Raw genomic sequence first — 10907 nt, 5'->3', positions numbered from 1 at the left:
ATGGACGGCAGTGGCCCGGTTTATCTCGACCCGCCCTCGCTGGACCTGTGGCCCGATGTCGAATGGGCGCCCGACTACCAAAAAAGCAAAAAAGTCGACCTCAACACCCTGACAAAGGCTGAGGTCGCCAGTTGGAAACCCGGCGACACCCTGCTGCTCAGCGGCAAGATGCTGACCGGTCGCGACGCCGCGCACAAGCGCATCCAGGACATGCTGGCCAAAGGCGAAAAACTGCCGGTGAACTTTGCCAACCGCGTGATTTATTACGTAGGGCCGGTGGACCCGGTGGCCGGCGAGGCTGTCGGCCCGGCCGGCCCGACCACCGCCACCCGCATGGACGGCTTTACCGAGATGATGCTGGCCGAAACGGGCCTGATTGCGATGATAGGCAAGGCCGAACGCGGCCCGGTCGCCATAGAGGCGATCAAGAAGCACAAAAGCGCCTACCTGATGGCGGTGGGCGGCGCCGCCTACCTGGTATCCAAGGCCATCAAACACGCAGAGGTGGTCGGGTTTGCCGACATGGGCATGGAAGCGATTTACGAGTTCGACGTGGTCGACATGCCGGTGACGGTGGCGGTGGACGCCGGCGGCACCAGCGCCCACATCACCGGCCCGGCCGAGTGGCAAAAGAGAATCGCCACCGGCGAGTTCAAGGGGATTGCAGTTGCTGCCGGTTGAACACTCTTCAATCAAGCCGGAGCCGCGGATCTGGCTCTGCCAGTCCGCCAGCGGAGCGGCCCTCCCGGGGGCAGGAAACTACACGCGCTGAGCGACCATGGGACCCCAGTCTTGATCGGCGTATTTGACAGCGGCGTGGGCGGCCTGAGTGTCCTCAAGGCGCTGCGGGCCCAACTTCCGACCGAAGATTTTGTTTATCTGGCCGACGCAGGCTTTGCCCCCTATGGCGAGCGGGGTGACGATTACGTCATCGAACGCACGCGCATTGTGGTGGACCGCCTGTTGCGCGATCACCAGATCAAGGCTCTGGTGATCGCCTGTAACACGGCCACCGCCGCCGCTGTCCATTTGGTGCGCGAGCACTATCCAGACCTTCCGCTGGTGGGCGTCGAGCCCGCACTCAAGCCGGCGGTTGCACTCAGCAAGACGCGCCGTATTGGCGTGATCGGCACTCGCGGCACGTTGGCCAGTGCCAAAATCCGCACACTGCACGACTCGCTGAAAGACCAGGCCGAATTCATTTTTGTACCTTGCGATGGCCTGGCAGACGCCATACAAAACGACGATGCGGAGAAGATCCGGCAGCTGTGTGCACGCTACATGCAGGCTCTTGGCAGTTTCGGCGACGAATACGGCCAGATCGACACCCTCGTATTGGGCTGCACGCATTACCCGTTTGCCCAGCACCATCTGGCAGCCCATGCCGGTCAAAAGGTAAAAATGATCGATACCGGCGAGCCGGTGGCGCGGCAGACGCGCCGCCTGCTGGAGGCGGCGGGTCTGCTCAAAGCTGAAGGCGAAGGCAGCGTCACGCTGCTCACCACGGGCTCGCAGCAGGCTTTGGAGGCGGCCGCGCGTCGCTGGCTGGGCCTTTAGTCGAAGAAGCAGTCGAGCGTGGGGAAGCGGTCCCGCGCCTCGATGCAATCCAGCAGGTAGATCGCCAGACCGAGGTCGCCAGTCCACAAGGAAAAGCGCCACTGGCCGTGCTCGGCCAACGCGTCCTCGGCCTGCACGATCGAATGCATGGCGAAGGCGCGCGCCCGATCCAGCCAACGCGTCCCACCAAAGCGCGTGTGCAGCTTGAGAAAGGCATACCCATTGCCTCCCGTTCCGTGGCACAGATTCGAGCCCTTGCACAATGGCCCGGCTTGCCAGATCGCCTCTCCAGCTGCGAGCAAGGTGTCGTCAAGCGCGGGGCCGGGAAAGCCGGCCAGGCAGATTACATAACCCGGTGCACCGTGGCAGTATTGCATCAGCTTGGAGCCGCCGCGCGGGCGCGTCAGCTGATTGCGCCAGTTGGCGAGGCCGTCTTCCCATTCGGCCGTGCGGCCCATGGTGGCGGCGATGCGTTCCTCCCAAGTACGGGCTTGATCCGGGGCCAATAGGTCGCGGCCCTGTCGCAGCACTGAGGCGGTTGCCGCGAAGCCATGCACACCATCCAGGTAAGTCGATATCTGCCCGTACAGGTCCTGGTCCCAGTAGTGGCAGCCCTCCTCCTGCGACCACAGGAGCTGCGAGGCGAGTTTCTCCGCGGTCTTTCGGAACAGGCTTGTCCAGCGCGCTTCGCCGGTGCGGCGCTGCATGAACAGCGCCGCGAGCATGGTGCCGGGTGATCCCCACATCAGTTCGCGCGCCGGATGATCGACTGTAGCCTCGACGAGGTGCGCGATCGCGGCCGCCTGCGTGTCGTCAGGCGCGATGGCGAACGCCACCATGCGCAGGCTGGTGTCGCCCATCAGATAAGCGCCGAAGGCCCCCTGGCTGTGACCCATCAGTGCGCGATTGGGCTCCAGCAGCCGCAGCACCTGCGCGGACTGAAGCGCATTGGCCAGCTTTACGGCCCCGCGCTGCTGCAGGTGATGCAACGCCCAAATCACGCCGCAAGCGCCGCCATACAGCTCGTGGCGCGGTGCCGGGTCAGCGCCGTCCAGCGGGTGGTTGGGCCAGGGGCCGGCGTGGGATTCGGTGTCGCTGACGATGCGCTCGATCAAGTCGCGAGCCCGCTGCTCCTGCCATCGCATCGTGCGCAGCGACTCATGCCGCTCGTGCTGCCAAAGCGGCATCATCGGTCCACGGCGTCAGCGGCCAGCGCCGCCTCCCGCCCGCGCTGCACATCCACCGGAACCAGCAGCACCAGCCCCACGGCAAACAGCACCGCCGTCGACAAAATGGCGGTGCGCTGGTCGCCCCCCGTCATCCAGGTAATGGCGCCGTAGCTCAGCGGCCCGATGATGCTGGCCAGCCGGATAGCGAAGGTCCAGAGCCCGTAGAACTCGGCCAGTTGCTTTTTAGGCGCGAACATACCGGCCATGGCGCGGCCGGCCGACTGGCTGGAGCCCATGCACACCCCGGCGATTGCGGCGGCATACCAGAAGCCGCCCTTGGTGGTCGTGATGGCAGCAATCACGCAGGTGGCTATCCAGCCCACCAGCGTGATGCCCAGCGCCAGCTTGTGGCCGATACGGTCCTGAAAATAACCGAAGGCAAACGCCCCACCGGCGGCGGCAAAGTTGAGCACAAAGATCAGCACCATGGTTTCCTGCGGCTGAAAACCAATCACCTGCTCGGCGTAAATGGCCGCCAGCGCAATGGCCACCGCCACGCCGCCCTGGTAGAACACGGCACTGACCAGCAGCCACATGAAGTCCTTGTAACGTCTGGCCTGGCGGAAGGTCTGGCGCAGTTGCGCGAGCGACGCCTTCATGCCGCCCTCACGCAAGGCCGCCGGGTTGGGCTGCGCCCTCTCTTTGAGCAGGCGGAAGGTCACCAGCGAGGCCAAACCGTAGATCACCGCCGTGATCAGCATCGTGACGGGAACAAACTGGTCAGCCGGAATACCGCGTCCCTGCGCCCAGATCACATAGCCCAGGCAAATGCCGAGCGCCAGCATGCCGCCGAAATAACCGAAAGCCCAACCCCAGCCGCTGACCTTGCCCAAGGCTTCAGTCCTGGCCAGCTCCGGCAGGAAGGCGGCGGTCAGCGACTCGCCATACGCGAAAAAGGTGTTGGAGAGGATGATCAGCACGACGGCAAACGCCACACTGCTGGGACCGGCCAGCGCCAGCGCGGCGGTGCTCACCACACAGCCCGCAGTCGTCAACATCAAGAGCCGTTTTTTTGCGGCACGCAAGTCGGCATAGGCGCCTATGCTGGGCATGGTCAGCATGACGATGGCGTAGGACACACTGAGCGCTGCCGTCCAAGCGAAAGTGGCCCACTCGGCCTTCTGCGCAATGCCCCCCACGAAATACGCGGCGAACACCGCGGTGATCACGACCGTGGTGTAGCCCGAGTTCGCAAAGTCATACATGGCCCAACCAAACACCTCGCGCTTGCGCACGCCGGGATTGAGGGCGTCTTGGGAAAAGAGGGCCATGGTTCAGCTCCTGAAAAAGGAGCCCAGCATAAACCACCGGAATGTCGGCACGATGGCACGGGATCCAGGAGGTTCAAATGGCCTCCACCCGCCATACGTGTTCCAATGAATCGCACCACTGGAGAATGCCTCATGCCCGACTCCACGCCACCGCAAGCACCGCACCATGCGCAGACGGATTTCTCGGACCGTTTTGCCTGGCGCACCACCCGCTTCCTGCGATTCCTCGCCGACACTTTTTTTGCCGGCCGTTACGGCAACCGCGCGGTGGTGCTGGAGACCGTGGCTGCCGTGCCCGGCATGGTCGGCGGGGCGCTGATTCACCTGAAGTCGCTGCGCAGCATGAAAAACGACGAGGGCTGGATACGCCAGTTGCTCGACGAAGCCGAAAATGAGCGCATGCACCTGATGACCTTTGTGCACATTGCCCAACCCAGCAGGCTGGAGCGCTGGATGATCATGCTGGCGCAGGGCATCTTCTACAACCTGTTTTTCCTGCTCTATCTGGTGTCCTCCCGCACCGCGCACCGGCTGGTCGGCTACTTCGAGGAAGAAGCTGTCTACAGCTACACCGAGTACCTAGCAGGCATCGACAGCGGCGCCTATGAGAATGTGGCGGCGCCGCAGATTGCCATTGACTACTGGAAGCTGGCGCCTGATGCGCGTCTGCGCGACGTGATCCTGGTGGTGCGCGACGACGAAGCGGGTCACCGCGACGTCAACCACGCCTTTGCCGATCAGCTCACGGAAAAAGCCCAAACCAATTAGGACCAGGACTAGACGCGTCGCGGCGGGCGCTGAGCGTGACCCCGACCTCGCTCAACGGCACTGCCCGGCAGGCCGCCCGGCACCAACCGCGGCGCGATCTACTGGCATTTCAGGGACAAGGTCCACCTCTTCAACGCCATGATGAAACGGGTCACGCTGCCGCAGGAACAGTCTTTCGAGGACCTCTGACTCGAAGCAACGTTGATCCGCCAACCCAGCCATGCGCGGGCGCTGGGCCACGGCGTGATGGCCATTTACCTGGCCGGGCTCGGCCTGGAGCAGGACAATAAGGTATCAGCTTCAGTGTAGGTGACGTGGCTTGCGTCCGCCGCCATGCCCACCCGGCGATCCACCCAGCCCGCGCGGAGGCCTGCCGAGTTGCATCGAGTTGACCAGGGTTTCAAAACGCTGCTCGAACAGCTTGTCCACCGCTGCGACGACGTCGCCAAGCTCGGTAGCGTCGAAATGCCGCTCCATCAGGCCAATCATGTCTTGCACCAGCAGGTCGCGCTGAACCTGCATGATGGCCGCCGGCGTGGGGCCGACAAAGTACATCGCGAAGTCGTCCCGGGCTTCCTCACCCTCCCGCTCTTCGTCTTCATCGAAGTCGGCGTCGTAAAAAGTCACTTCAATCGGCGCACCGCTGACGGCCATCTCGTTGAGGGCCATGCACACTTCATCAAGCACCTGCCGGAAGTCTTCATCACCCGCAACCGTCCAGCACAGCTGCAACAGATGCTGGTGTGCGTCGAAGCGTATGCCCGGCTCCTCTTCGTACACACTGGCTGCACCGTCTGCCAGCGACTTGGCGCCGGCATAGACCCACAGCGGTTTGAGTGCATCCTGTAACTGCGAAAAACCGACGTCGTCACGGAGAGGCACGTCACCATGCACGTGAATTTCAAAGGGAGGGGTGTTGTAGCGGGCCATGGAATCTATCTTAACCAGTTGGCGCCCCAGATGACCATCAGCACAGCGGGAGCGATGGCGTGGGCGCCGGAGAAACGGCAGGTGTTGTGGTGCCCGGGACCGGAATCGAACCGGTACGCCCCGATTAGGGAAGCGGCGGATTTTAAGTCCGATGTGTCTACCAATTTCACCACCCGGGCAGGGTTTCCCATTGTGAAACAAAAGGCCTCGTCACATCGACTGACGAGGCCTGGATGAGCGGAATTCAAATACGCATGATCTGGAGGCGCGGGGCGGAGTCGAACCGCCCTGGATGGATTTGCAATCCACTGCATAACCGCTTTGCTACCGCGCCCTGTCGTGTCTTTCAATGCATGCCACAGCGTGATCACCGTTGCACCAAAGAAAAAGGACAGCATTTTAACGTGCTGCCCTTTTGAATTGGAGCGGGAGAAGAGTCTCGAACTCTCGACCTCAACCTTGGCAAGGTTGCGCTCTACCAACTGAGCTACTCCCGCGATTACAGCCTCAAATTATAGCGCATTTTTTTGCCCGTGCTCAAGAGGCCCTGAAAAATTGCGCAATCAATGTTTGACGCTGCCTGCCACTTCAACGGCAGGCGCCGCTGCGGCCGCTGCAGCCACAGCTGGATCTTCTTCCGGCAGGGCCACGGGCTGATGGACCAGTGCAATTTGCAGCACTTGGTCAATCCATTTGACCGGCACAATCTCCAGCCCGTTTTTGACGTTCTCGGGGATCTCCTGCAGGTCCTTGGCGTTTTCTTGAGGAATGATCACGGTCTTGATACCGCCGCGCAGCGCGGCCAGCAGCTTTTCCTTCAGCCCGCCGATGGCTGTGACTTCACCACGCAACGTGATCTCGCCAGTCATGGCGACATCGCCGCGCACCGGGATGCCGGTGATCGCCGACACAAAGGCCGTGGTCATGGCTGCACCCGCGCTTGGGCCGTCCTTGGGTGTGGCGCCATCGGGTACGTGGATATGGATGTCGCGCTTCTCGAACATCTCGTCTTTGATGCCCAGCACGCGGGCGCGGCTGCGTACTACTGTGCGCGCGGCCTCCACGGACTCCTTCATCACGTCGCCCAAGGACCCGGTGCGGGTGATCACGCCTTTACCCGGCATCATGGCGGCTTCGATGGTCAGCAGGTCACCACCGACCTCGGTCCAAGCCAGGCCCACGACCTGACCGACCTGGTTGTGGTTCTCCGCGCGGCCGTAGTCGAACTTGCGTACGCCAAGGTAATCATTGAGGTTGTCCGCAGTCACAACGATCTGGGGCTCCATCTTCTTGAGCTGAATGCCCTTCACCACCTTGCGGCAGATTTTGGAGAGCTCGCGTTCCAGTGAACGCACACCGGCCTCACGCGTGTAGTAGCGCACGATGTCGCGCACTGCCTGCTCCTGGATCTCGAGTTCGCCATCCTTCACGCCATTGTTCTTGAGCTGCTTGGGAAGCAGGTAACGCATAGCGATGCTGGTTTTTTCGTCCTCGGTATACCCCGACAGGCGGATCACCTCCATGCGGTCCAGCAGGGCCGGCGGGATGTTCATGGAATTGGACGTCGCCACGAACATCACGTCGCTCAGGTCGAAGTCGACTTCGACGTAGTGGTCCCCAAAGGTATGGTTCTGTTCCGGATCCAGCACTTCAAGCAGGGCACTGGAAGGATCACCCCGGAAGTCGGTGCCCAGCTTGTCGATCTCGTCAAGCAGGAACAGCGGATTGCGCGTTCCGGCCTTGGTCAGGCTCTGCAAGACCTTGCCCGGCAGTGCGCCGATATAAGTGCGCCTGTGACCACGAATCTCTGCCTCGTCGCGCATGCCACCCAGCGCCATGCGCACATACTTGCGTCCCGTCGCCTTGGCAATCGACTGGCCCAGCGAGGTCTTGCCGACGCCGGGGGGGCCGACCAGGCACAGGATGGGCGCCTTGAGCTTGTCCACGCGCTGCTGCACCGCGAGGTATTCAACGATGCGGTCCTTGACCTTCTCCAGGCCGTAGTGGTCCTCGTCAAGCACTGCCTCGGCATTGGCCAGGTCATGCTTGATTTTGGTCTTCTTGCTCCACGGCAGCCCGGTCAGCACATCAATGTAGGTGCGCACCACCGTGGCTTCGGCCGACATCGGTGACATGAGCTTGAGCTTCTTGAGCTCACCCTCGGCCTTCTTGCGCGCCTCTTGGGGCATCTTGGCAGTCTTGATCTTTTTCTCGATCTCCTCGATGTCGGCACCCTCTTCGCCTTCACCCAGCTCTTTCTGAATCGCCTTGACCTGCTCGTTGAGGTAGAAGTCTCGCTGGTTCTTCTCCATCTGGCGCTTGACGCGGCCGCGGATTTTCTTGTCGACGTTGAGAATGTCGACCTCGCGTTCAAGCTGCTCGTAGAGATTTTCGAGGCGGGCCTTGACCGCGTCTAGGTCCAGGATGACCTGCTTGGCATCCAGCTTGAGCGGTAGGTGCGCGGCGATGGTGTCTGCCAGACGACCGGCATCGTCGATGCTGGAGATCGAGGTCAGGATTTCCGGCGGGATTTTCTTGTTGAGCTTGACGTAATGGTCGAACTGCTGCATCACCGCGCGGCGCAGCGCCTCGGTCTCGCTGGTCTTGTCACCGGGAAGGGCAACTTCCGGTTCGACGGGCGTCACGTTGGCGCTGAAATGGAATTCGCCCTCTTCGATCTTGTTGACCTTGGCGCGCTGCTGGCCCTCAACCAGCACTTTAACCGTGCCATCAGGTAGCTTGAGCATCTGCAGAATGGTTGCCACGCAACCGACTTCAAACATGTCCTCGACCGACGGTTCATCCTTGGCGGCTGTTTTCTGGGCGACCAGCATGATGCGGCGTTCGGCCTCCATCGCCGACTCGAGCGCCTTGATGCTTTTGGGGCGGCCCACGAACAGCGGTATCACCATGTGGGGGAACACCACCACATCGCGAAGCGGAAGCAGTGGCAGATCGATCGGACTGGAGGGCAGTATGGTTTGTGCGGACATAGAACCTTAAAGGTAAGCCTTGAACGAAAGCCCTGAGGTCGGGACGGTTAATCAGGCTTTCATGCTTGGCGACAACAAACTCGAACGTGGGGGACAGTGGCGGGTTTTCAAGCCTGTTTGGCGGCTTCGCGGTAAACCAGCAGCGGCGGCTTGTCTTCTTCTATCGTCGACTCGTCGACCACCACTTTTTCCACATTGCTTGTATTGGGCAGGTCGAACATGGTGTCGATCAGCGACTGCTCCAGGATGGACCGCAGGCCGCGGGCACCGGTTTTGCGGGCCAGCGCCTTGCGGGCAATCGCCTTGAGTGCCGAAGGTCGGATTTCGAGGTCGACCCCCTCCATGGACAACAACTTGCTGAACTGCTTGACTACCGCGTTTTTCGGCTCGGTCAGAATCTGCACCAGCGCATCTTCCGTCAGCTCGGCAAGGGTCGCGACCACCGGCATACGGCCCACCAGCTCGGGGATCAGGCCGAACTTGATCAGATCTTCCGGCTCCACGTCCTTGAAGGACTCGGTCAGGCTCCGCGCCTTCTTGCTTTTCACGGCGGCGCCGAAACCGATGCCCGAGGCCTCGGTGCGGTTCTCAATGACTTTTTCCAGCCCCGAGAATGCGCCGCCGCAGATGAACAGGATGTTGGTGGTGTCCACCTGCAGGAAATCCTGGTTCGGGTGCTTGCGGCCACCCTGGGGAGGCACCGAAGCCATGGTGCCCTCGATCAGCTTGAGCAGGGCCTGCTGCACACCCTCGCCCGACACGTCACGCGTGATCGACGGGTTGTCGGACTTGCGCGAGATCTTGTCGATTTCGTCGATGTAGACAATGCCCTGCTGCGCGCGATCGACTTCGTAGTTGCAGCTCTGCAGCAGCTTCTGGATGATGTTTTCGACGTCTTCACCGACATAGCCGGCTTCGGTCAGCGTGGTGGCATCGGCCATCACAAACGGCACATTCAGCGTGCGCGCCAGGGTCTGGGCCAGCAGGGTTTTGCCGGAGCCGGTCGGGCCAATCAACAGGATATTGCTCTTGGTCAGTTCAACCTCGTCCTTTTTGGCCTTGTCCTTGTGGCGCAGACGCTTGTAATGGTTGTAGACCGCCACGGCCAGCGTACGCTTGGCCGGTTCCTGGCCAATCACATAACCGTCGAGCGTGGTCTTGATTTCCAGCGGTGTCGGCAAGTCGCCGCGCGTCTCGCGCACATCGTCCCCTGCGGGCAGCTCATCGCGGATGATTTCGTTGCACAGGTCTATGCATTCATCACAGATGAAGACCGATGGCCCTGCAATGAGCTTCTTGACCTCGTGTTGGCTCTTACCGCAGAAGGAGCAATACAGGGTTTTTTCGCTGGAGGAGCCTTTTTTCTCGGCCATTGATGGAGTGCCTTTATAGGTCCCTGAAGGGATGATGAACCAATGATAACCAAATAAAAACGGCGTTTCCTGTTACAGAAAACGCCGTTGCCGCGTCGCAACTGACTGGTATTTGCGTCGGGGAATCAGGGGCGCTTGGTGATCACCTCGTCCACCACGCCATAGGCCTTGGCCTCGTCGGCAAACATGAAGTAGTCGCGCTCGGTATCCCGCTCGATTTTCTCCACTGTCTGGCCGGTGTTGTTGGCCAGGATGCGGTTCAGCTGCTCGCGTGTCTTGAGGATGTCGCGAGCATGGATCTCGATGTCTGTTGCCTGGCCCTGGGCGCCGCCCGAGGGTTGGTGAATCATCACACGCGAGTTGGGCAGCGAGAAGCGCTTGCCCTTGGCGCCAGCCGCCAGCAGGAAGGCGCCCATACTGGCTGCCATGCCCACGCACAGTGTGGAGACGTCTGCCTTGATGAACTGCATGGTGTCGTAAATCGCCATGCCGGCGGTCACCGAGCCGCCAGGGGAGTTGATGTAGAAGGAAATGTCCTTGTCCGGATTCTCGCTCTCCAGAAAGAGCAACTGTGCCACCACCAGGTTGGCGGTCTGGTCATTGACCGGGCCGACGAGAAAAATCACGCGTTCCTTCAGAAGGCGCGAATAAATGTCATACGACCGCTCACCGCGGCCGGACTGCTCGATCACCATCGGCACCATGCCGAGACCCTGAATGTCCTGTGCGCTGCTGTAAATCATGTGTTCTCCAGATTGTGGGCTTACTTTACCCAAAATAAATGGG

At 61.3% G+C, this 10907-nt stretch carries 10 protein-coding genes and 3 tRNA genes; 4 read left to right on the top strand and 9 right to left on the bottom strand.

Annotation, left to right across the window (positions count from 1 at the left end; translation table 11 throughout):
• Both H0W47_RS12350 and murI read left to right on the top strand, forming a co-directional pair.
• On the top strand, nt 1-681 hold a 681-nt coding region (locus H0W47_RS12350; RefSeq protein ID WP_296924737.1), incomplete at its 5' end, for a fumarate hydratase C-terminal domain-containing protein.
• Between the two features lie 111 nt (nt 682-792).
• On the top strand, nt 793-1557 hold the full coding sequence (murI, locus tag H0W47_RS12345) for a glutamate racemase (protein WP_296924735.1): 765 nt from the start codon (nt 793-795) through the stop codon (nt 1555-1557).
• Here murI and H0W47_RS12340 read toward each other — a convergent pair.
• Complete coding sequence (locus H0W47_RS12340) at nt 1554-2744, bottom strand: LanC-like protein (protein ID WP_296924733.1); 1191 nt, start codon at nt 2742-2744, stop codon at nt 1554-1556. The two genes, murI and H0W47_RS12340, sit on opposite strands and share 4 nt — an antisense overlap.
• The gene (locus H0W47_RS12335) at nt 2744-4057 is read right to left on the bottom strand and encodes an MFS transporter (protein WP_296924731.1); all 1314 of its coding nucleotides are present in this window, start codon (nt 4055-4057) and stop codon (nt 2744-2746) included. The genes H0W47_RS12340 and H0W47_RS12335 overlap by 1 nt, the downstream gene beginning before the upstream one ends.
• A gap of 132 nt (nt 4058-4189) precedes the next feature.
• On the opposite strand from H0W47_RS12335, the gene H0W47_RS12330 reads away from it, so the two are divergent.
• Together H0W47_RS12330 and H0W47_RS12325 are read left to right on the top strand one after the other, a co-directional pair.
• Nucleotides 4190-4825: an alternative oxidase gene (locus H0W47_RS12330; protein WP_296924729.1), complete on the top strand. Its 636-nt coding sequence runs from the start codon at nt 4190-4192 to the stop codon at nt 4823-4825.
• Nucleotides 4826-4885: 60 nt separating this feature from the next.
• Entirely contained in the window at nt 4886-5014 is a 129-nt protein-coding gene (locus H0W47_RS12325) for a TetR family transcriptional regulator (protein ID WP_367265327.1), read from the top strand.
• A 111-nt stretch (nt 5015-5125) separates the two neighbouring features.
• Here the strand turns inward: H0W47_RS12325 and H0W47_RS12320 are convergent, their stop codons facing one another.
• The 7 genes from H0W47_RS12320 to clpP form a co-directional block, all read right to left on the bottom strand.
• Nucleotides 5126-5755, bottom strand: coding sequence for a DUF6806 family protein (locus H0W47_RS12320; RefSeq protein ID WP_296924727.1), 630 nt, complete (start codon nt 5753-5755; stop codon nt 5126-5128).
• A gap of 87 nt (nt 5756-5842) precedes the next feature.
• Nucleotides 5843-5934, bottom strand: a tRNA-Leu gene (locus H0W47_RS12315).
• Between the two features lie 81 nt (nt 5935-6015).
• Nucleotides 6016-6089, bottom strand: a tRNA-Cys gene (locus tag H0W47_RS12310).
• A gap of 87 nt (nt 6090-6176) precedes the next feature.
• Nucleotides 6177-6252 (bottom strand) — tRNA-Gly (locus H0W47_RS12305).
• Nucleotides 6253-6318: 66 nt separating this feature from the next.
• Nucleotides 6319-8748: an endopeptidase La gene (lon, locus tag H0W47_RS12300; RefSeq protein WP_296924725.1), complete on the bottom strand. Its 2430-nt coding sequence runs from the start codon at nt 8746-8748 to the stop codon at nt 6319-6321.
• Nucleotides 8749-8855: 107 nt separating this feature from the next.
• Nucleotides 8856-10121 (bottom strand): ATP-dependent Clp protease ATP-binding subunit ClpX, encoded by a 1266-nt coding sequence (gene clpX / locus H0W47_RS12295; RefSeq protein ID WP_296924723.1) that lies wholly within the window; start codon nt 10119-10121, stop codon nt 8856-8858.
• 125 nt (nt 10122-10246) lie between these two features.
• Nucleotides 10247-10864: an ATP-dependent Clp endopeptidase proteolytic subunit ClpP gene (gene clpP / locus H0W47_RS12290; RefSeq protein WP_296924721.1), complete on the bottom strand. Its 618-nt coding sequence runs from the start codon at nt 10862-10864 to the stop codon at nt 10247-10249.
• Nucleotides 10865-10907 lie beyond the last annotated feature (43 nt).

The organism is Polaromonas sp. (assembly GCF_013817205.1).
In the GTDB taxonomy this organism is placed as follows: domain Bacteria; phylum Pseudomonadota; class Gammaproteobacteria; order Burkholderiales; family Burkholderiaceae_C; genus Polaromonas.
This window is presented reverse-complemented; position numbering and strand designations above follow the sequence as displayed.